Source organism: Hydrogenophaga sp. L76, assembly GCF_057654755.1.
The window spans coordinates 3,151,609-3,172,445 of the sequence record NZ_CM172807.1; the positions used below are offsets into that span (position 1 = coordinate 3,151,609).

Annotated in this window: 18 protein-coding genes and 1 pseudogene; 11 read left to right on the forward strand and 8 right to left on the reverse strand. The window is 66.9% G+C overall.

Features of this window, described 5'->3' with window-relative positions:
• Window positions 1-69: 69 nt before the first annotated feature.
• The 3 genes from AC23D4_RS15230 (at window position 70) to AC23D4_RS15240 (ending at window position 2,077) form a co-directional block, all read left to right on the forward strand.
• Window positions 70-672, forward strand: a complete 603-nt coding sequence (locus tag AC23D4_RS15230; RefSeq protein ID WP_472888981.1) for a lipocalin family protein — start codon at window positions 70-72, stop codon at window positions 670-672.
• Between the two features lie 806 nt (window positions 673-1,478).
• On the forward strand, window positions 1,479-1,646 hold the full coding sequence (locus AC23D4_RS15235) for a hypothetical protein (RefSeq protein ID WP_472888982.1): 168 nt from the start codon (window positions 1,479-1,481) through the stop codon (window positions 1,644-1,646).
• 98 nt (window positions 1,647-1,744) lie between these two features.
• On the forward strand, window positions 1,745-2,077 hold the full coding sequence (locus AC23D4_RS15240; RefSeq protein ID WP_472888983.1) for a BON domain-containing protein: 333 nt from the start codon (window positions 1,745-1,747) through the stop codon (window positions 2,075-2,077).
• A gap of 262 nt (window positions 2,078-2,339) precedes the next feature.
• On the opposite strand, the gene AC23D4_RS15245 is transcribed toward AC23D4_RS15240, so the two are convergent.
• The 4 genes from AC23D4_RS15245 to AC23D4_RS15260 are packed head-to-tail and all read right to left on the reverse strand — an operon-like array spanning window position 2,340 to window position 6,457.
• On the reverse strand, window positions 2,340-3,344 hold the full coding sequence (locus tag AC23D4_RS15245; RefSeq protein WP_472888984.1) for an FAD:protein FMN transferase: 1,005 nt from the start codon (window positions 3,342-3,344) through the stop codon (window positions 2,340-2,342).
• Window positions 3,325-5,532 carry a PepSY domain-containing protein gene (locus tag AC23D4_RS15250; RefSeq protein ID WP_472888985.1) on the reverse strand — a complete coding sequence of 736 codons (2,208 nt, stop codon included), beginning with the start codon at window positions 5,530-5,532 and terminating at the stop codon, window positions 3,325-3,327. The genes AC23D4_RS15245 and AC23D4_RS15250 overlap by 20 nt, the downstream gene beginning before the upstream one ends.
• Window positions 5,533-5,542: 10 nt before the next feature.
• The gene (locus AC23D4_RS15255; protein WP_236961344.1) at window positions 5,543-6,019 is read right to left on the reverse strand and encodes a DUF2271 domain-containing protein; all 477 of its coding nucleotides are present in this window, start codon (window positions 6,017-6,019) and stop codon (window positions 5,543-5,545) included.
• Between the two features lie 24 nt (window positions 6,020-6,043).
• Window positions 6,044-6,457, reverse strand: coding sequence for a PepSY domain-containing protein (locus AC23D4_RS15260; protein ID WP_472888986.1), 414 nt, complete (start codon window positions 6,455-6,457; stop codon window positions 6,044-6,046).
• A 557-nt stretch (window positions 6,458-7,014) separates the two neighbouring features.
• Between AC23D4_RS15260 and AC23D4_RS15265 the strand changes: the two genes are divergently transcribed.
• From AC23D4_RS15265 to AC23D4_RS15275, 3 genes are all read left to right on the forward strand, one after another.
• Complete coding sequence (locus AC23D4_RS15265) at window positions 7,015-7,428, forward strand: hypothetical protein (RefSeq protein WP_472888987.1); 414 nt, start codon at window positions 7,015-7,017, stop codon at window positions 7,426-7,428.
• Between the two features lie 335 nt (window positions 7,429-7,763).
• Entirely contained in the window at window positions 7,764-9,686 is a 1,923-nt protein-coding gene (locus tag AC23D4_RS15270; protein WP_472888988.1) for a sigma-54-dependent Fis family transcriptional regulator, read from the forward strand.
• A gap of 189 nt (window positions 9,687-9,875) precedes the next feature.
• Complete coding sequence (locus tag AC23D4_RS15275) at window positions 9,876-11,672, forward strand: NAD(P)/FAD-dependent oxidoreductase (protein ID WP_472888989.1); 1,797 nt, start codon at window positions 9,876-9,878, stop codon at window positions 11,670-11,672.
• 19 nt (window positions 11,673-11,691) lie between these two features.
• On the opposite strand, the gene AC23D4_RS15280 is transcribed toward AC23D4_RS15275, so the two are convergent.
• Both AC23D4_RS15280 and AC23D4_RS15285 read right to left on the reverse strand, forming a co-directional pair.
• A complete protein-coding gene (locus tag AC23D4_RS15280; protein ID WP_472888990.1) occupies window positions 11,692-12,591 on the reverse strand; it encodes a DMT family transporter in 900 nt (299 codons plus the stop codon).
• 539 nt (window positions 12,592-13,130) lie between these two features.
• A pseudogene (locus AC23D4_RS15285) lies at window positions 13,131-13,649 on the reverse strand (flavin reductase family protein); the annotation flags it as partial.
• 87 nt (window positions 13,650-13,736) lie between these two features.
• On the opposite strand from AC23D4_RS15285, the gene AC23D4_RS15290 reads away from it, so the two are divergent.
• The 4 genes from AC23D4_RS15290 to AC23D4_RS15305 are packed head-to-tail and all read left to right on the forward strand — an operon-like array spanning window position 13,737 to window position 17,752.
• Window positions 13,737-14,786 carry a 2,5-dihydroxypyridine 5,6-dioxygenase NicX family protein gene (locus AC23D4_RS15290; RefSeq protein ID WP_472888991.1) on the forward strand — a complete coding sequence of 350 codons (1,050 nt, stop codon included), beginning with the start codon at window positions 13,737-13,739 and terminating at the stop codon, window positions 14,784-14,786.
• Window positions 14,783-15,598 (forward strand): alpha/beta fold hydrolase, encoded by an 816-nt coding sequence (locus tag AC23D4_RS15295; protein WP_472889027.1) that lies wholly within the window; start codon window positions 14,783-14,785, stop codon window positions 15,596-15,598. Before AC23D4_RS15290 ends, AC23D4_RS15295 begins: the two co-directional genes overlap by 4 nt.
• Window positions 15,599-15,630: 32 nt before the next feature.
• Window positions 15,631-16,899 carry an acyl-CoA dehydrogenase family protein gene (locus tag AC23D4_RS15300; RefSeq protein ID WP_472888992.1) on the forward strand — a complete coding sequence of 423 codons (1,269 nt, stop codon included), beginning with the start codon at window positions 15,631-15,633 and terminating at the stop codon, window positions 16,897-16,899.
• Window positions 16,900-16,906: 7 nt separating this feature from the next.
• Window positions 16,907-17,752, forward strand: coding sequence for a M14 family murein peptide amidase A (locus AC23D4_RS15305; protein ID WP_472888993.1), 846 nt, complete (start codon window positions 16,907-16,909; stop codon window positions 17,750-17,752).
• A gap of 33 nt (window positions 17,753-17,785) precedes the next feature.
• On the opposite strand, the gene AC23D4_RS15310 is transcribed toward AC23D4_RS15305, so the two are convergent.
• Complete coding sequence (locus AC23D4_RS15310; protein ID WP_472888994.1) at window positions 17,786-19,144, reverse strand: D-amino acid dehydrogenase; 1,359 nt, start codon at window positions 19,142-19,144, stop codon at window positions 17,786-17,788.
• Window positions 19,145-19,283: 139 nt separating this feature from the next.
• Between AC23D4_RS15310 and AC23D4_RS15315 the strand changes: the two genes are divergently transcribed.
• Window positions 19,284-20,204 carry a LysR family transcriptional regulator ArgP gene (locus AC23D4_RS15315; RefSeq protein ID WP_472888995.1) on the forward strand — a complete coding sequence of 307 codons (921 nt, stop codon included), beginning with the start codon at window positions 19,284-19,286 and terminating at the stop codon, window positions 20,202-20,204.
• A 41-nt stretch (window positions 20,205-20,245) separates the two neighbouring features.
• On the opposite strand, the gene AC23D4_RS15320 is transcribed toward AC23D4_RS15315, so the two are convergent.
• The gene (locus tag AC23D4_RS15320) at window positions 20,246-20,698 is read right to left on the reverse strand and encodes a fasciclin domain-containing protein (RefSeq protein WP_177136539.1); all 453 of its coding nucleotides are present in this window, start codon (window positions 20,696-20,698) and stop codon (window positions 20,246-20,248) included.
• Window positions 20,699-20,837 lie beyond the last annotated feature (139 nt).

A 20,837-nucleotide genomic window follows, 5' to 3' on the forward strand; every position in this document is an offset into this window, starting at 1 on the left:
GCCTGGGTGCGGTGGCAGACATCGCGCCGTGTGGGAACCGGGCACACTGAGCCCAACCCACCCGATGCCATGACCACGCCCACCACCGCCCCTTCGTTCACCCCATCGCCCACGCTGCGGCAGCTGGCCTTCGCGCTGGCCCTGCTGTCGCCGCTCGCCGCATCGGCGCAGACCTCCGCGCCACCCGAGCCGCTCCAGACCATAGCCCGGCTCGACGTCGACCGCTATCTGGGCACCTGGTACGAAATCGCGAAATACCCCAACCGCTTCCAGCGCCAGTGCGTGGCCGACACGAGCGCGTTGTACCGGCTGCGCGACGACGGTCAGCTCGACGTCGTCAACCGCTGCCGCCAGGCCAACGGCGAAGTGGCCGAAGCCGTGGGCCGCGCGCGCCAGGACGGCCCCGCCGATTCGCCCAAGCTGAAAGTGCGCTTCGCCCCCGCCTGGCTGTCGTGGCTGCCCATGGTCTGGGGCAACTACTGGGTCATCGACCTCGACCCGAGATACCGGCTCGTCGCCGTGAGCGAGCCGGAGCGTGAATACCTGTGGATCCTGTCGCGCACGCCGACGGTGGAGGCGGACACCTACCAGGCCCTGTTGGGCCGCCTGCGCGAAAAAGGCTTCGACCTGACGCGGTTGGAGCGGACCGTGCAACCCGGGAAATCCGATTGATCGACCCCGCCGACGGGTTTGACATCCCAAAGGCATCGTGCTCGGCGTGTTGCGGGTGCTGACGCTGGGTCTTTTCCCAGAGGAGCGACAGGGCGAGTGGATGTGCACCCGGCACGGCGGTTTTGGTGGGGTCGTCGGGCTGGTGGTGCTGGCGGCGGGGAATTGGGGGTTGGCGGGGGCGATGCCTTGAGGTGGGGTTGGGGCCATCGGCATTTGTCGACCCAAAAGCGCCAGTGACACTTTTCGAGTCGCACGAACGGTCCATATTTCGCAGCGGTCGTTCGCCGAACCTGTCGAGAAACTCGCGCTTTGCAACAGCAGTCGTTCGCAGGTTGCACCCGTCGGCAGAGACAAGATCGCGGGCGGCCGAACGACAGCCCTCGAAAGTAGGGAGCTGATCCAGGCGACACAGACCTGTCCACAGCTATTGCGGATTCGAGACTGAGGAGCTGACATACAACGAGTCTCGAACTACTGAAACGCCCGCTCGGTCGCAGGTATGTTGCCTGGTCACCCTCATACGTGCTCGTTCGGCATCAGCAAGCTGTGGGTTGCTTTATCAACACCATCCGAATGCTCCCGTCGAGCATATGACCTGATTGCACCGTGACGGTGGTTCGCAACCAGACAGTTGAGAACCAGTTAGGTCATGGGCCGCCGCCTGGGGTGGATCGGGGAATGTGAACGTACCCAGAAACGGCCGTTCAGCATGTGTTCAGCCTCACGCATGCAACATGTCCCCAAGGTCCAGAGCAGACATCTGGCCCTCACCCCCCCCTAAACCTCCAGCCTTCACAGGATCCATCATGAACGCCGATCTCAAGAACTTTCTCCAACCCATTGCACAGGCTGTCGCCGCCACACTGTTTGTGGTGTTTACCGTGGCATTTTTTTCAGTGCCCTACGTGCTTCAGCAGCACCCGGGTGATCTCCTGTTGCCGTCGTATCAGGCCGACCTGCGTCACATGACTTGAACCCTTCGGTATCGCTTTGGGCTCGGCAGCCAGAGCGGACACCGAGTAATGCAGCAGAGCAAAGCGCTTTTTCTGCCTACATTTCACAAAAGAATTCCATGAAACTTTTCAACCAAGTGTTTCTGTTGACCGCCTGCTGCACGATCATGCTGACCGCATGCAACAAGGCAGATATCGCGAGTCCGACTCAAGCTGCGGCTACCAGAGCAGATGCCAACGTATCAGACGCCGACATCACGACTCATGTCAAATCTGCACTGAACAACGAACCCGGTTTGGCTGGGCTGGACATCACAGTCGTCACCACCAAGGGCGACGTTCGGCTGACGGGTGTGGTGGCAAGTCAGGCGCAGATCGACACCGCGCTCGGCGCCGCACGAGCCGCCGAGGGCGCCCATACCATCCACAATGAGTTGACCGTCAAGCAGTGACGCAACGCTCCCTATGATCCGCTATCCATGGGCGCTACAACGGCGGGCCATCGTGCGAGCTTGCAGACCAGTTCGGCAGGCAACTCCAGGGTGCTGCGGTTCGCGCCCCTGTCGGCCCACGAGTTGGCCGCCGGCTGCGGTCTGGGCTTGTTGAGCGTGCTTTGGTTCGAAGGCATCAAGTGGGCCCGGCTAAGGGCAAGCAAGCCACTTGAGCCCGGTGGACCAAGTGTTGTCGAGCCCGCCCGAGGCGTGGCCTGAGAATCTATCCGGGGATGGGACGCTCCGAAGGAGTGGTACCACTGGGTCTGCCAAAACGACCCAGCCCCACCTCCATCAAACATTCAGTACGGCGAAGCAGGAACAGCACATCCAAGCCCATGCGCTGTGCCATGGCCAGACCCTCGTCGGGGCCTGCCACCAGCAGGGCCGTGGCCCAGGCGTCCGCGTGCATGCAGGTGCGCGCCAGCACGGTGACCGATGCCACGGCGTTGTTCACGGGTGCGCAGCGGCGCGCGTCCATGGTGTGCGCGAGGCGCGCATCGCCCACGTCCAGATAGCGGCGGTAGTCGCCCGAGGTGGCCACCGCCAGATCCTCCAGCTCGATGACCCCGTGCACCACGCGGCGCCCAGGCTCTGGGCGTTCGAGCGCCACAGCCCAGGGCACGCCGCTGGCTTGAGTGCCCACAGCGCGCAGCTCGCCATCCAGCGCTGCCAGCGCATGCCGCACGCCGTGCTGTTGCAGCACATGGGCCATGCGGTCCACCGCGTAGCCCTTGGCAATGCCGCACAGGTCGAGTTGCAGGGTGGCACGCTTGCGGGCGCGGCCAGAGGGCCTGTCCAGCTCCAGGCGGCCGTGCGCAATGAGAGGCGTGGACTGGCGTGCGGCACGGATCGCTTGCGCGTCGGGTGCATCGCGCACCGCGCCAAACCCCCAGGCATCCACCAGCGCCCCCACGCACGGATCGAATGCACCCGCGCTGAGGCGGTGCACATCGAGCGCACAGTCCAGCACCTCCAGGATGTCAGCGGGCAGGTCCACCCACTCGTCCACGGGCGCGCGGTTGAGGCGCATGAGGTCGCTGTCCGGTTTCCAGGGCGACATCTGCATGTCCACCTGCTCCACCGCAGCGGCGAGGTCCTGGCGCAAGGCCGCCAGGTCCATGGTGTTGTCGACGTCGACAGTGACCGACCAGCGTGTGCCCATGGTCGGACCGTGCAGGGTGGTGCGCTGGCAGGGCACAGCGGGCTCAGAAGACATCTTCGGCATAGCGCTCCTTGGCTTTCAGCGTCGATACGCTCAACTGCAGTGGCGCCAGCACCATGTCCAGCGTCTCGGCCACGCCCTGCGCCATGGCACGGCTGCCGCAGACGCGCACGATGGAGCCCTGAGCCACCAGGCCGCGCACGCGTTCGGCGTCTCGGCGCAGGGCGTCCTGCACATAGCCACCGCCGTCGGGCACGCGGGAGAAGACCGTGTGCAGTGTTGCCAGGCGTCCTTCGCCGAGCCAGCGCTGAATTTCGGGGCCGAAGTAAAAGTCCCGCGCCGGGTCGCGCCCACCAAAGTACAGGTGCATCGGGCTGCGTCTGTCGTTGCGGCGGATGAAGCCGGCCAGCGGCGCCACACCTGTGCCCGCCCCGATCAGCAGCACAGGCCGCCGCGTGCGCGGCAGTGCAAAGCCGGGGTTGGGCCGGACAAAGGCGGTGATGCTGTCCCCCATCTGCAGGCCCAGCAGGTGCGTCGAGCACAGACCGCCGGGCATCTGGCGCACGCAGATTTCCACAAACCCGTCTTCCCAGCCCGAGGCCAGCGAGTAGTAGCGCGGCACGGTCGAGCCCGGCGGCACGATGCCCAAGAGATCGCCGGCTGCAAACCGTGCCAGACCGTGCCCGCGCAGGCGTGCGCCCGGTCCCTGTGCCGGCCAACCAAAGCGCAGGATCGCCGTGGCCTGCCCGGTGACACCGGGAAAGTCCTGGCGCGCCATGAGCGTGAGCGCCTCGGTGGGTGGCACGCGCGGGACATGCTCCAGGACCAGGGGTTCGCCGAGCGCCTGCGCCAGGGCAACGCCCCAGCGCGCGAACTGCTGGCCCGATTGCTGGTGGATGCACTCCAGCGGCAGCAACGTGGGCCAGCCCTGTGCGCGCAGCTTCTGATCCAGCGCCACGGCAAAGGCGCAGAAGGCCGGAAACTGCCGGTCGCCAAAGCCCAGCACCGTTACTGGCACAGCGCTGGCGCTGAGCCCGGCGATGTGCTCCAGGGCGCCGCTGGCGTGGGCCGGGGCCTGGCCTTCGCCATAGGTTGCTGCAAGCACAAACACCTGCCGCGTGGCGGCCGTGGTTCGAAAGTTCTCCAGCGCGCTGGTGTGAACGCGGTGGCCGCCCTGGCTCAGCGCGTCTTGCAGCGTCTGGGCAAAACCCCAGGTGCTGCCGCCTTCGCTGGCCACGAAGATGAGCACGTCGGCCTGCGCCAGCGGGGTGTTGCCGGTGATGTGGTGCGCCTGGCGGCGTGCTTGCCACCAGATGACAACGCCCGACAGCCAGAACAGCAGCACGCTGGCGCCCACGAGCCCGAGCACCACGGCCCAGGGCCAGGCCGCTTCGCCCGTGTGCAGCACCACGGCCAAGTCGTAAATGCGCTGCGCCAGGGTGGCGTCCTGCCAGGCCAGCATCTGGCCCGAGTACCGGTCGATCCACCCCTGACCCTGGGCGGTGACCACGTTCCAAGTGTCTTCCGGGTCGGTGGGGCCGGGAAAATTCAGTTTGCGCAAATCCTGCACCGCAAGGGTTTGCAGCGTGGCCAGCTGCGCGCCGGGCAAGGCTGGCTGGCCGGTGAGCACCGAGAGCACTTCAGGCTCGGCCCGGGTGTCCAGTTCCACCAGTCCCAGGGTCGAGGCGCTCATGGTCAGCGCCGTGAGCGATGTCAAGCAAAGCACGGCGAGCACCACGCGGCCCGCGACCACGTGGATGCGCTGCGCCAGCGAGCCACGCACCCGCGCCGCCAACTGCCGCCAGCCGCCCATGCGCCGCAGCAAAAGCACCAGGGCAGAGACGCACAGCAAACCCATGGTCAGTGCAATGCCCGCTGCACCCCAGCGCCCGGCGTCGCCGAGCAGCAGCGAGCGGTGCAGGTTCTTCACCCAGCGCGGCAGCGCCGAGGCTTGCCACGCACCCAGCACCCGGCCATCGGCCGGGTCCACGTACTGCGCCTGCGGCTGGTCGCTGGCAAAGCTGAACACCACGATGGCACCCGAGGGCAGGTGGCGAATCTCTTCCGCACCCGGAACGGTGCGCGTCACGCGCTCCACCAGCGTGGCCACGGGCAGATCGCCCGGTGCGGCGGGGGCCTGCCACGCCTGCTGCACCGGGTCGATCGCCAAAACAGAGCCGGTGATGCCCAGCACCACAGCCAGGGTGCCAACGGTCAGGCCCAGCCAGCGGTGGATGACTTTCCAGCTCATGCGAGTCCCTTCACTGAAGTTGGAAGGTCACCGACTGGATGTACTGCTTGCCGGCCTGCGGCTTGCCGACGTTCGCTTTGGTCAGCGGGATGCGGACCTCCGACGGGCTGTCCCGCATGTCTTCCACAGCGGCGTCGATGCGGATTTCATAGCCCGCGTCCATCAGTGCATCCGCCAGATCGGCGGTGACCTTGAGCGTGCGCCCCGCGCCCACACTGGCGCCGGTCACGCCATCCAGGCGCTTGGCATCACCCGCCGAGAGACGGCTCCAGTCGGACAGGTGCTTGTGGTACTTGGCCTTGCCACCGGCCACCCACAGCGTGCGCACATAGGCGCCTTTCGCATCGGTCAGGTACGCCGCCAGGTAGGCGCCGTCGCCGCCGTAGTTCTTGAGCTGGGCGGTCAGCGTGAGCGGGCGGCTGTGGGCCAGGGCGGGAAGGGCCAGCGCGCAGGCGGTGGCCAGAATGGTCATAAGGGGTTTGGACATGGTGATGCTCCTGTGGGAAGGGGGTTATTCGATCTGGCCGCGCGGCGCAGCGTCAGGGGTCAACAAAGGCGATGGCACGGCGGTGTCGTCCGGTTGCGGCGGTCGGGTCTGCCGCGCAGCACCGTCCTCACCACGATCGCGTTCCCGGGCACGCTGGCGCCTGTCTTGGTTCATCTTCAACACCTTCAGGGTTTCCGGGTCGATCTTGGCTTTGAAGCTGCGTCCTTGGGCATCGGTGCCGCGAATTTCATAGCAGCCGTCGTCGATCTTCAGCCGCTGGATCTGCCAGCCCTGTGCGGCGGCCATCTGTCGCACGGCCTCACGCGTCTGCCAGCGATTCAGCGGCGCGTCGCAATCGTCATCGGCCCATGTGGGCTGGGCGGCCACTGCCAGAGACAGAACCAGCAGGCCGTGCCCCAAAGAGGGGTGGTATTTCATGGGAGGCTCCTTTATTTCGGGTTAACGCACGACAAACGGTTCGTGGTGCAGGCTCCGCATGGCTGCGTGAGGGTCCGACCCAACCTGCCACTGATCGCGGCATTGACAAGCCATCCCAGATCGGGCGGCGCGCCCACCGCTCATGCCAAGGCTGGCGCCCATCAGCCCATTTTGAGTGGCAACTTTGATACGAATGAGGCGGCTATTGCTTTCTTGTTGAATGGCATTGTGAAAAAACCACCATGTATGCATGCTGAATGGCGGATTCATCTTCTGTTCATCGCCGAAAGGCAAAGGTAGGTCTATGGTCCTTTGCTGCTGTGCAGCCGTAGCGCTACCTTGTTGTTTCTGTCTTGACAACGTGGAGTCTGGATAGAAGGATCTCTCGGTGTGCCAGCGGGGCTCTGAAGCGACGATCCGTGCACGCTACGAGCAGGTAATGGGTGAGCGCCAGCTGAATGGCGGGTGAACGAGTTCCTCAGTGTCTGTACATCGAGGCAGGTGCAGACTGAAATCACAGTCAATGTCGACTGGGGGTTCACACAGAGGACTTCATCATGAACAAGACCTTGCTTTTTGCGTCGATTGGCATGTTGGCAGTGGCTACCAGCACCTTGTCGCTGGCCGATGTCCGCGAATACCGTGCAGACCTAGGGGTGGGGGTTCTGTCCGGTTATGACAAAGTCCACATGCAACTGGCATGGGACTCACGCAAACGCGATGAGCATGCGGGCCGCGATGAAGCCAGCGACAACCGCGAACCGACCAAGGGCACGCGTCCGGATGCCGGGGTCGACCACGGGATGCAGGCCGTCCCCAAAACTGCCGGCCCAGGCCAACCGGGTGACGGGTGGCTTTACTTCTCGCACCCTGCAGGGGATCGCGCCGTCGTCATTAGTCCGAAAGGTGAGTACTACTTCAGTCACGGCACGGGTCTCAGGTTGGTCGCGGTGACGCAGCCACGATCCTGAAAACCCGCAAACTCACGGGCGATATATTGGGTCGGGAACCCCCAGTTCGGCCAGTCGCGTTGGGCTGCAGATCTGCCGGCCGCATTGGGCCGTCGAAAGGAGATGTAAGGTCAGCGACTGCTTTGGAGGGATGAGCCTCTTGGAGCCGCCATCGGCCCATGGCGGCTGTGCTCTGGAACAGGTCATCGGCATGGAAATAGTCGGGTCTATAGGATGACTGGAAGTGGCCGATGAGTGCCGTCCACCCATACGCGGGTAAACCCTCCATTGACACCACCCCGCGCTCCCCCGAAGGTGCAAGGCCCGCCCGCCAGCCTTTCACCCGGAGTCGCGCCATGCCCACCACCCCGCACCAGCACATCGCCACCGTGATGCAGGTGGCCGCCGACGGCGCAGACGCGCAGGCTGCGGCGGGGCATGAGCAGGTGATCCGCGATTCGTGGCTGCGCTGTGTGCAGCAGCACCGGCTGGACCCGACCCGCATGCAGGAGGCCGTGATCCTGCCGCAGGCGCGGCTGCGCGAGCACCAGGACCAGATGGAGGCGCTGCTGCAGATCGCGCGCCACGGGCTGGAGGCGCTTTACAGCAAGGTGGCGGGGCTGGGTTATGTGGTGCTGCTGACGGACGCGCGCGGCGTGACGGTGGACTTTCTGGGCGACCTGGTGTTCGAGCCCAGCCTGCGCAAGGCGGGCCTCTACCTCGGTGCGGACTGGAGCGAGCACCATGCGGGCACCTGCGGCGTGGGCACCTGCATCAGCACCGGCGAGGCGCTCACCGTGCACCTGGACGACCACTTCGACGCGACCCACATCCCGCTCACCTGCACCACCGCGCCGGTGTACGACAGCGCGGGCGAGCTGAGCGCGGTGCTGGACATTTCGCAGCTCAGTTCGAGCCAGCCCAAGAGCAGCCAGCACCTGGCGCTGCAGCTGGTGAAGATGACGGCGCACGACATCGAGCACGCGGCCTTTCTGCACCGCCACCGCCACGACTGGATCTTGCGGCTCTCGGCGGCGCCGCAGTTCCTGGACGTGCAGCCCGAGTACCTGCTGGCCCTGGACGCGAACGGCCGCGTGGTGGGCCACAACCGGCGCGCGCAGCTGGCTTTGCAGGGCCGCGCGGTGCACGCGCCGCCGCTGGTGGGCCGCAGCTTCGAAGCGCTGTTTGAACTGCCGTTCAGCCAGATCGGCCGCTTCGTGCTGACGCAGCCCTCAGACCAGCGCGCGGTGATGCTCGCGGGCGGGCGGCAGCTGCTGTTTCTCTCGGCCGTGCCGCCGCCGCCGCGCCCGGTGGCCGCCGCGCAGCGCGAGCGCGCTGTGCCGGCGCCGCTGGCCGCGCTGTCGGCGGGCGATGCCGCGCTGGACCGGCAGGTGGAGCGCGTGGCGCGGCTGGTGAACACGCCCATCAGCCTGCTGATCACGGGCGAGACGGGATCGGGCAAGGAGTTTTTTGCGAAGGCGGTGCACAGCAGCAGCGAGCGGCGTGCGCGGCCTTTTGTGGCGGTGAACTGCGCGGCGATTCCCGAGCACCTGATCGAGAGCGAGCTGTTCGGCTACCTGCCGGGCAGTTTCTCGGGCGCCTCGCCCAAGGGCAAGCGCGGCCTGATCGCCGAGGCCGACGGCGGCACGCTGTTTCTGGACGAGATCGGCGACATGCCGCTGGCGCTGCAGGCGCGGCTGCTGCGCGTGCTCTCCGAACGTGAGGTGCTGCCGGTGGGCGCGACGCGGCCGGTGCCGGTGAACATCCGCGTGATCGCGGCGACGCACGCGCCGCTGGAATCGCTGGTGCTGGCCGGGCGCTTCCGCGACGACCTGTATTACCGCCTGAAGGGCGCGCACATCCAGCTGCCGCCGCTGCGCGAGCGCAGCGACCTGGGCGCCATGATCACGCGCCTGCTGGGCGGGCGCTCGCTCACGCCCGCCGCGCTGCAGCGGCTGCTGAGCCACCCTTGGCCGGGCAACCTGCGCGAACTGCGCAACGTGCTGGACTACGCGGGCAGCCTGTGCGCAGATGGAGCGATCGACCTGGACGATCTGCCGGAGTTGCAGGCGGGTCGGTTGGCGGTGCGTGCCAACGCCGCCGTTGAAGCGGCGCACGACGACGGGCCGGAAGCCTTGCTGCAGGCGCTGCGTGCGGCGCACTGGAACGTGAGCGCGGTGGCGCGGGACATGGGGCTTTCTCGCATGACCTTGTACCGGCGGATGAAGCGCGGCGGCATCGTTCCCCCGAACAGGCAGGACGATCCCTCGCTCCACTGAACGCCTGCTCGAAGGGCTGTGACACCTGTCACTTCGATGGGTGACAGGTGCACGGGGTGTGACACCCGGCCCTCAAAAAAATCTCCTTTGAAATCAATTGCTTGATCACGCCCAAGGCATGGCACGGGTCTTGAGTGAAGAAGCGGTACCGGCCCACATCGAGGCCGGCATCCACAGGAGACAAGACCCATGACCGACACCACGCCCTCAGTGCGGGCCCAACGCTGGCTGGACGCTTTTGGCGCCGCCCTGGCTTCCGGACAACCCGAGTCCGTATTGCCGCTGTTCGACGCCGACTGCTACTGGCGCGACCTCGTTTCGTTCACCTGGAACATCCGCACGCAGGAAGGCCACGAGGCCGTGCGCGACATGCTCGCCGCACGGCAGGCCGAGACCGGCGCGTCCAACTTCCAGCTCGACGGCGAGGCCATCGAAGCCGACGGCGTGACCGACGCCTGGTTCACCTTCGAGACCAAAGTCTCGCGCGGGCGCGGCCACCTGCGCCTGAAAGGTGACAAGGCCTGGACGCTGCTGACCACCATGGTCGAGCTGAAAGGGTTTGAAGAGAAGAAGGGCACGCGCCGCATCAAGGGTGCGGAGCACGGTGCGCAGCAGGGGCGCAAGAGTTGGCTGGAGCGGCGCGAGGAAGAAGAGGCGCGCCTGGGCTACGACGAGCAGCCGTACACGGTGATCATCGGCGGCGGCCAGGGCGGCATCATCCTCGCCGCGCGGCTGCGCCGCCTGGGCGTGCCGACCATCGTGATCGAGAAGAACCCGCGCGCGGGCGACAGCTGGCGCAACCGCTACAAGACCCTGTGCCTGCACGACCCGGTCTGGTACGACCACCTGCCCTACATGCCCTTCCCGGACGACTGGCCGGTGTTCGCGCCGAAAGACAAGGTGGGCGACTGGCTGGAGATGTACACCAAGGTGATGGAGATCAACTACTGGGGCTCGACCACGGCGAAGAAGGCGACCTTCAACGAAGCCAAGGGCGAGTGGGAAGTGGTGGTGGACCGCAACGGCGAAGAGGTGACGCTGAAACCGAAGCAGCTGGTGTTTGCGCTCGGCGTGTCGGGCTACGCCAACGTGCCCAAGATCGCGGGTGCCGAGAGCTTCGAGGGCGACCAGCACCACTCCAGCAAACACCCCGGCCCCGAGCAGTACAAGGGCAAGAGGGCGGTGGTGCTCGGCTCCAACAACTCGGCGCACGACATCTGCGCCGCACTGTGGGAAAACGGCGCCGACGTGACCATGGTCCAGCGCACCAGCACGCACATCGCGCCGTCGGATTCGCTGATGGAGCTGGCGCTGGGCGGGCTGTACAGCGAGGAAGCGCTGAAGAACGGCATCGACCACCACAAGGCCGACCTGGTGTTCGCCAGCGTGCCCTACAAGATCATGCACAGCTTCCACATCCCCGTGTACGACGAGATGAAGAAGCGCGACGCCGACCTGTACGGCCGGCTGGAGAAGGCGGGCTTCATGCTCGACTTCGGCGACGACGGCTCGGGCCTGTTCATGAAGTACCTGCGCCGCGGCTCGGGCTACTACATCGACGTGGGCGCGAGCGAGCTGGTGGCCAACGGCAGCATCAAGCTCAAGAGCCACAACAACATCGAGCGCATCAACCCGAAAAGCGTGACGCTGACCGACGGCACCGAACTGCCGGCCGACCTGCTGGTCTACGCCACCGGCTATGGCTCGATGAACCACTGGCTCGCCGATCTCGTGTCACCTGAAGTCGCAGACCGCGTGGGCAAGGTCTGGGGGCTGGGCTCGTCCACGACGAAAGACCCTGGGCCGTGGGAGGGCGAGCTGCGCAACATGTGGAAGCCGACCAACCAGAAGCAGCTCTGGATCCACGGCGGCAACCTGCACCAGAGCCGCCACTACTCGCAGTTCCTGTCGCTGCAGCTGAAGGCGCGCTACGAAGGGCTGGACACGCCGGTCTACGGGCAGGCGGCGGTGCACCACCTGCGCTGAAATCCCCCGGATGTGCTGGTCAGCCCTTGCGACTGACCAGCACGATCCCGGCCGCCACGCCCACCAGCGCCAGCACCAGCTGCAGCGTCAGCGGCTCGCCCAGCAACACCACGCCGAAGACCAGCGCGAACAGCGGCGTGAGGAAGGTGAAGGTGGACATCTGCGTGGCGGGGTAGTGGCGCAGCATCCACATCCAGGCCAGGTAGCTGGCGAAGGCGCCCACGGCGGTCTGCAGGAACACCGAGCCCCAGGCCAGTGCGGAGTAGTCGAAGGACCAGGTTTCGCCAAGCGCCAGCGACATCAGCGGGCAGACCACGGCGGTGACGCCCAGCTGGTAGAACAGCGACTTCTCGGCCTGCACGGTGGCCACTTTCGTGGTGCGGATGGCGATGGTGGTCAGGCCCCAGAACATGCCGGCGGCCAGGCCCATGGCGTCGCCTTTCCACTGGCCGGGCATCGAGCTGTGCGTGAAGGCTTCGCTGAACGCGATGCCGACCGCGCTGAAGGCGATCACCAGGCCGATCCACTGGGTCCTGCGCAGCGACTCTGCCGGCACGAAACGCGGCAGCAGCACCGCGACCCAGAACGGGCTGGTGTAGAGGAACACGGTCAGGCGCGAGGCGCTGGTGTGCTGCAGACCGAGGTAGATCAGGCAGAACTCGGCCGCGAACAGCAGGCCCACCAGCAGCCCGCCGTGCAGCGAACCGTCGCGCTGGAACAGCTTGACGCCGCGGACCTGGCACCACAGCCAGAGCAGCGCGGTGGCGCCGGCCATGCGGATCGAGGCCTGCCACAGCGGCGGGATCTCCCGGCTGGCGAACTTGATCAGGATCTGCTGGAAACCCCAGAAGGCGCAGCAGGCCACCAGCAGGGTGATGGCCAGGGTGTCGAGGTGGTCTTTGCGTTGGACGGCGGTCATGGAAAGGGATGGTAGGGCGCGCACCGTGCCGGCGCTGTCGCCAAGGAAAGGGGCGCTCAGCGCCCTTGGGCCAGGCGCTGAAGGTGCCGCTTGAGTGTCTCGGCTTCGCGGGGCGACCAGCGCGCGAGCAGGGTGGTTTCCTGCTCGCGCGCCTGGGCGATCAGCGCGGCGGCGATGCGCTGTCCGGTGTCGGTGGCGAGCACCAGCGTGCGCCGCTGGTCGGCCGCGTCGGCGTGCAGGGCCACCAGGCCCTCTTCGGCCATGCGCTGCACCAGCTTGGTCACGGTGGGCTGTTTGGCGAGCACGTCGTGGGCGAGCTGACCGATGGCGACGCCGGCCGGCTCGTCGGAGGACAGCGCCGCGTCGTGCAGCACGGCGAGCACGCGCCAGGCGATGTGCGTCAGGCCCTGCGCCGTGATCGCGTTTTCAAAGTCGCGGTACACGGCGTGGTTGGCCTGCCCGAGCAGGTAGCCCAGGTAGCTGCCGACGAAGCGGTCGTCGGGTGCCTGCGGCGCGCTCGGGTCGGCCTGTGAGCCCTGCAAGGGGTGCTCGGTGTAGAAGCGGCCGCCGTGGTAGAGCAGCGGCGAGGCGGAGGCGCGGCGGCTGCAGCGCTCGACCTCGCCGACGAAGATCACGTGATCGCCTTCGGTGTACTGGCTGCGGTTGAAGCACTCGAACGTGGCAACGCAGCCGGTGAGCAGCGGTGCACCGCTGACACCTTCCACAAATTCCACACCCTGCCAGCGGTCCACATCGCGCGCGGCAAAGCGTTCGGCCAGGGCCTGCTGGTCGGCCGCGAGCACGTTGATGGCGTAGTGCTGGCCGTTGGCAAACGCCGCCATCGAGCCGGCCGCCTGGGCCAGGCTCCAGAGCACCAGCGGTGGGTCGAGCGATACCGAGTTGAACGAGCTGGCCGTCAAGCCCGCCAGTTCACCGGACGCGGTGCGCGCGGTGACGATGGTCACGCCGGTGGCGAACATGCCCAGCGAGGCACGGAATTCGCGCGGTGAGAAATCGGGGGGGCGGGCCTGATGGCCGGCGTTACGGGCTGGGGACATGGCTGCAATTTATATGAAAATTCATGAATAATGTGTCCGCTGGTGCCATTCCCCTGATGGCAGCCGACCCAAAACAGGAGACAAGCGATGTTGCAGGAGCGGATCGAACCCGTCTGGATCGACGCCTTTGAGTTGGTCTTGAAGCGCTGTGCGCTGCAGCCGGGCGATACGGTTGCCATTCTCGGTGAAACCCAGAGCCGCCCGGTGCTCATGGAGCTCGCGCGGCTCGCGGTCGCGCGCGTCGGGGCCGATGCCTTCACGCTCACCCTGCCGTCGGTGTTCGCGCGCGGCGAGCCGGTCACGCGCTCCACCGGCGCCACACCGGCCATCCAGCAGCTGGGCCCGGTGATCGCGGCGCTGCAGGCCTGCACCCTGGTGGTGGACTGTACGGTCGAGGGCCTGATGCACGCGCCCGAACTGCCGGCCATCCTGCAGGGCAACGGCACGACGCAGCCGCGCATCGTCTACGTGAGCAACGAGCACCCCGAAGCGCTGGCACGCCTGTTGCCCGACGACGCGACCGAAGCGCGCGTGAAAAACCATGTGAAACGCCTGCGTGGCGCGAAGGCCATGCGCGTCACCTCGCCCGCGGGCACCGACCTCAGCATCGCGCTGCAGGGCGCGGTGGCCGGCGGCAACTGGGGCAGCACCACCCGCCCCGGCACGCTGACCCACTGGCCCGGTGGTCTGGTGCTGGCGTTTCCCGCCGCGGGCAGCGTCAACGGCACGCTGGTGCTGGCCGAGGGCGACGTGAACCTGACCTTCAAGCGCTACATCGAGCGGCCGATCGCGCTGACGATCGAGAACGACTACGTGATCCGCATCGAAGGCACGGGGGTCGATGCCGAGCTGCTGCGTTCGTACTTTGAAGCCTGGCAGGAGAAAGAGGCGTACGCCGTGAGCCACGTGGGCTATGGCCTGAACGACGCCGCGCGCTGGGACAGCATGGCGCTCTACGACAAACGCGATTTCAACGGCACCGAGCTGCGCGCTTTCGCCGGCAACTTCCTCTACAGCACCGGCGCCAACGAAACCGCCGGGCGCTACACGCGGGGCCATTTCGACTGGCCGATGCGCAACTGCACCGTGGCCCTGGACGACTCGGTGGTGGTCAGCGCTGGAAAGGTGAACGACTGATGCCGCTTCCGCAATTCACCACTTTGGGCAGTGGCCCGACGGTCTTGATGCTGCACGGCATCGGCGGCGGTCACCTCGCGTTCGCGCCGCAGGTGGAAACCCTGGCGCAGGCCGGTTACCGCGCGGTGGCCTGGGACATGCCGGGCTACGGCCGCAGCGCACCCATCGAGCCCTACACCTTCAAGGCGCTGGCGCAGAGCTGCATCGACCTGATCGACGCGCTGCGGTGTGAGAGCGTGGTGTTGTTGGGCCACAGCATGGGCGGCATGGTGGCGCAGGAGGTGATCGCGCGCCGGCCCGACAAAGTGAAAAAGCTCATCCTCTGCGGCACCTCGGCCGCCTTCGGCAAGCGCACGGACGGTCGCTCGGCCGAAGCCTGGGCGCAGCAGTTCATCGGCCAGCGCACCGCGCCGCTCGACGCCGGCAAGACCATGGCCGATATGGCGGCCACGCTGGTGCCGCAGATGGTCGGCCCGGGCGCCTTGCCCGAAGGGGCGCGCCTGGCCGAACACTGCATGGCCGGCGTGCCCGCCGCCACCTACCGGCGGGCGCTCGAATGCCTGGTCACCTTTGACCGCCAGGCCGCACTCGCACACATCCGCGTGCCCACGCTGCTGCTCGGCGGCGAGTTCGACCGCGTGGCCGCGCCGGCGGTGATGAAGCAGATGGCGGGCGCCATTCCGCGCGCCCGCTACGCCGAACTCGCCGGCATCGGCCACCTCATGAACCTCGAAGCACCCGACGAATTCGATGCGTTGCTGCTCGCTTTCCTGCGCGAGCCCGAGCCCCAGCCTTTGCCCGATATCCACTGACCCGCACCGAAAAACAGCCGGAGACAAGACCCATGAACAACCCCGTCAACCCCCACACCGGGCTCGACTTCACCCCCGCTGTCGGCGACATGGCCTTCACGCTGCTGCAGCGCGAACTGCTGGCCAAAGCCCACGCGCTGGGCCGCGACAAGTTCGCTGCGCGAGCCCAGCAGTGGGACACCGAAGCCAGCTTCCCGTTCGCCAACTACGACGACCTGCGCGAGGCCGGTTTCCTCAAGCTCTGCGTGCCCACGTCGCACGGCGGCCTGGGCGCGGACTACACCACCTACATGATGGTCGCGGCCGAGATCGGGCGTTTCTGCGGCGCCACCGCGCTCACCTGGAACATGCACATCTGCAGCACCATGTGGACCGGCGTGCTGGCCGACGGCATTCCGATGAGCGACGACGAGCGCCGCGAACACGCGGCGCGGCGCGAGCTGCACTTCGGCCGCATCGTCAACGACGGCGCGCTCTACGCCCAGCCCTTCAGCGAAGGCACGGCCGCCGCGGCCGGCCGCGCGCCGTTTGGCACCACGGCCAAGAAGGTCGACGGCGGCTGGCTCATCAACGGCCGGAAGATCTGGGCCAGCCTCTCCGGCGCGGCCGACTACTACGGCGTGCTCTGCACCGAAGACAAGGGCGACCAGCACCCCGACGCGCGCGACACGCTCTACATCAGCGTGCCCGCCACGTCCGAAGGCTTCAGCATCAGCGGCGACTGGGACCCGCTGGGCATGCGCGGCACGGTCAGCCGAAACCTGGCATTCAAGGACGTGTTCGTGAGCGATGCCGAGCAGCTCATGCCGCGCGGCATCTACTTCAAGGGCGCGCAGACCTGGCCGGCCATGTTCTTCACGCTCTCGCCCACCTACCTGGGCGTGGCCAACGCGGCCTACGACTTCACGGTTCAGTACCTGCGCGGCGAGGTGCCGGGCGAACCACCCATCAAGCGGCGGCAGTTCCCCACCAAGCAGATTGCGGTGGCTCAGATGCGCATCCAGCTGGAGAACATGAAGAGCCTCTTCGCGCGCGCCATCGCCGAGGCCAAACCCAACCCGAGCAAGGACGAGAAGATGCGCCTGTACGCCGCGCACTACAGCGTGATGGAAGGCGCCAACGACATTGCGCGCCTGGCGATCCGCACCTGCGGCGGCCAGAGCATGCTCAAACACCTGCCGCTGGAGCGCCTGTACCGCGACAGCCGCTGCGGCGCGCTCATGCTGCCCTGGACGGCCGAGCTGATCCTGGATCGCATGGGCCGCGAGACGCTGTACGAGCCGGGTGAAAAGGACGAGTAGGGGCGGCGTGGCCAGCAAGGCCCGCGGCCCGGGCCATCCGCTCGCCGATATCCAGGGCAGCGATCCTTGCCGGGAATTCGTGGCGCGCCTGCCCAACGTCAAAGCGCCGGTGTGCGCGGCGGCCCGGCTCAAACCCACGGTGGGCCGTTCGGTCCAGGGGCGCACTCTGTACCAGCGCGACGTGGTCGCACCCGAAGCCCGCATCCGGGTGCTGGTGGTCGGGGCCATGCACGGTGACGAACTGTCGTCGGCCTCGGTGGCCCTGCACTGGATCCAGTTCGCCCTGCAAACCCCCTCCAACGCGCACTGGCGCTTCATTCCCGCACTCAACCCGGACGGCCTGATGGTGCGTCCGGCCAAGCGCGTGAACGCCAACGGCGTGGACCTGAACCGCAACTTCCCCACACCCAACTGGCGGCGCGACGCCAAGATCTACTGGGAAGAGCGCACGCGCAAGGACCCGCGCCGCTGGCCCGGCCCGAAGCCACTGTCCGAACCCGAGTCGCAGTACCTGTACGACGAGATGGAGCGCTTCCAGCCCGACCTGATCGTCAGCATCCACGCGCCCTATGGCGTGCTGGATTTCGACGGCCCGAGCGTGCCGCCGGCCCGCCTCGGGCGCCTCTACCTCGACCAGGTCGGCATCTTCCCCGGCAGCCTGGGCAATTTCGGCGGCGTGCACAAGGGTATGCCAGTGGTCACCATCGAATTGCCGAGTGCTTTTCGAACGCCGCTGGACGCCGAGATGCGCCAGATGTGGCTCGACCTGCTGCGCTGGATGAGCGAACGCATCGTGCCCGAGCAGCCGGACCCGCTGGTGGTGTCGGTGAAGGCCAGGAAAGCCACCAGCTGAGTGCATTCGCTCCCGGCTGTTGGGGGAAGCCTCTCAGACTTGCTGCGGTGGTGCGGCGTGGCGCAGCCGGCTCTTTCCGGCTGAGGTGGCGCGTGGCGCCAGGGGCTGGCCATGGAAGCCGAAGTTCATCTCCGGTACCTCGCCGCTGATGAGCTCGGCCAGGGCCTTGCCCGAGCCGGCGCCGTGCGTCCAGCCCAGGGTGCCGTGGCCGGCGTTGATCCAGAGCTTGCCCACCTTGGTGCGGCCGATCAGCGGGATGTTGGTCGGCGTGGCCGGGCGCAGGCCACACCAGAACTGCGGGTCGCCGCCTTCTTCGGGCGTGCGGGTGTCGGCCACGCCGGGGAACACCTGCTCGATGCGGCGCACCAGCATCTGCGCGCGGGTGCGCGCCAGCGGCGTGTCCAGCGACAGGTCGAAGCCGCCGAGCTCGATGGTGCCGGCCACGCGCAGCTGGTCGCCCAGGCGCGAGATCGCGATCTTGAGCTGGTCGTCCAGCAGGCTGACCTGCGACGCAGCTTCCGGCTTGAGCAATTTGAGCGTGGCGCTGTAGCCCTTGCCGGGGTAGATCGGCACGCGCACACCCACCTGCTGCAGCAGCGCTGTGGAGTAGGAGCCGGCGGCGACCACGAAGGCGTCAGCCTGGAGTTCCCGCGTCTGGCCGGTGGCGCGGTCGCGCACGCTGACCGATGCCACCTGACCGCCGCTGGACCGGATGCGCTGGATGTCGTGGCCCATCAGGGACAACATGCCCTTGTCGCGGCACAGTTGGGCGAGCTTCTGGGTGAAGGCCAGGCAGTCGCCGGACTCGTCGCTCTCGGTGTAGGTGCCACCCACGATGCGGTCGGCAAAACTGCGCAGGGCCGGTTCGATCTTCAGCAGTTCGTCCTTGCTCACCACCTTGCGGTTCACGCCGTGGCGGCGCATCAGTTCGGCCGCGCTGCCCGCTTCGTCGAACGACTTCTGGCTGGTGTAGTAGTGCGCGATGCCTTTGGTGAGCCGGTTGTATTGCAGGCCGGTGCTGGCCACCACTTCCTTCAGTGCCGCGTGGCTGTAGCTGCCCAGCGCGACGAGTTGCGCGACGTTGCGCTCGAAGGCGGCGTCGTTGCACTGGCCCAGGAATTGCACGCCCCAGAGCCACTGGGCCGGGTCGAGCTGGGGGCGGAATTTGAGCGGACCTTCCGGGTCGAACAGCCACTTCAGCGCCTTCAGCGGCGCCTCGCGGTTGGCCCAGGGCTCGCAGTAGCTGACCGAAATCTGCGCCGCGTTGCCGAAACTGGTCTCCAGCGCGGCGTCTGCCTGCCGGTCGACCAGCGTGACCTCGTGACCCCGCTGCAGCAGATGCCACGCCGTGCTCACCCCGATGATCCCGGCACCCAGTACGACGACTTGCATGATCCGCTCCAGCAAAAAAATGAGACAACCGGGCGCGAGTATGGGAAAAACCCGCCTGCAAGTGAAGTGAAATTAACTTAAAATTTTTGGCATCAGATCAGCTAATGAAGTCTGGTCGCTTATTTTTTTCCAACAAGCCATGAGCACTTTCGATCCCGACGCCCTGGAATGCCTGGCGGCCATCATTGAAGAGGGCGGTTTCGAGCGCGCCGCGCAGCGCCTGTCCATCACCCAGTCGGCCGTCTCGCAGCGCCTGCGCGCGCTGGAAGCCCAGGTGGGCACGGTGCTGATCGTGCGCAGCCGGCCGCTCAAGCCCACGCCGGCCGGACAGCTCATGCTCAAGCACGCCAAGATGCAGCGGCTGTTGCGCGCCGACCTGGAGAAGGACCTCAAGGAACTCGCGCCGAGTTCCACCGGCAACGGCCGCGAAGAAGAACGCATCTCGGTGGCCATCAACGCCGACAGCATCGCCACCTGGGCCCTGCCCGCGCTCAACGCGCTGGCCCAGGGCGGCCTGCCGATCGAGATCATCACCGACGACCAGGAGTTCACCCACGAGTGGCTGCGCGAAGGCCAGGTGCTGGGCTGTGTCACCTCGCTCGGCCAGGCGTTGCGCGGCTGCAAGATGGAAGCGCTGGGCACCATGGACTACGTGGTGGTGGCGCAGGCTGCCTACGCCGCAGCGCATTGCCCCAAGGGCCTGAACGCACACAATTTCCACAAACTGCCCTTCATCGCCTTCAACCGCAAGGACCACCTCCAGCACGGCTTCGTGGAGCAGGCCTTCGAGCTGCCGCGCGTCATGCTCAAACAGCTCTTCGTGCCCTCCAGCGAAGGCCAGGTGCGCGCGGTGCGGGCGGGCTGGGGCGTGAGCGTGTTGCCCGAGCTGAGCGTGCGCGAGTTCATTGCCAGCGGCGAGCTGGTCAACCTCGCACCGCGGCACCGGCTGTCGGTGGCCCTGTACTGGCACTGCTGGAACCTGAGTTCGGATGTGCTGGATGCGCTGAGCAGCGCACTGCGCAGCGCCGCGGCGCAGAACCTGGGGAAAGCGCAGGCGTAAAAAAGCCCCGACGGGCGGGGCTTCCCTGCGCGCCCGCGGGGTTACTTGGGCATGACCACGCTGTCGATCACGTGGATCACACCGTTGTCGGCCACGATGTCGGTCTTCACCACGTTGGCCGCGTCCACCTTGACGCCGCCCATGGTGCTCACGGTCAGCTCGCTGCCCTGCACCGTTTTCACTTTGCCGGCCTTCACGTCGGCCGCCATCACCTTGCCCGCGACCACGTGGTAGGTCAGCACAGCGGTGAGCTTGGCCTTGTCTTTCAGCAAGGCGTCCAGATCCGCCTTGGGCACCTTGGCGAAGGCTTCATCGGTGGGGGCGAACACGGTGAACGGGCCCTTGCCCTTGAGCGTGTCCACCAGGCCGGCGGCCTGCAGGGCCGTGGCCAGGGTCTTGAACGAACCGGCTGCGACGGCCGTGTCCACGATGTCGGCGGCTTGCGCGGTGAAGGCGCCGAAGGCGAGCGTGGCGGCGATGAGGGTCTTTTTCATACGGAACTCCAGTGAGGTTGGACAACAGGGATGGTGGCCGGCAGAGCGGGACAGCGGGGTTGCCGCTGACGCTTTCGCGCTGGCCAGGCTTCGGAACAACAGCGTCACCGGGTGGCTTGCCAAGCTGGCTCACCCCGGC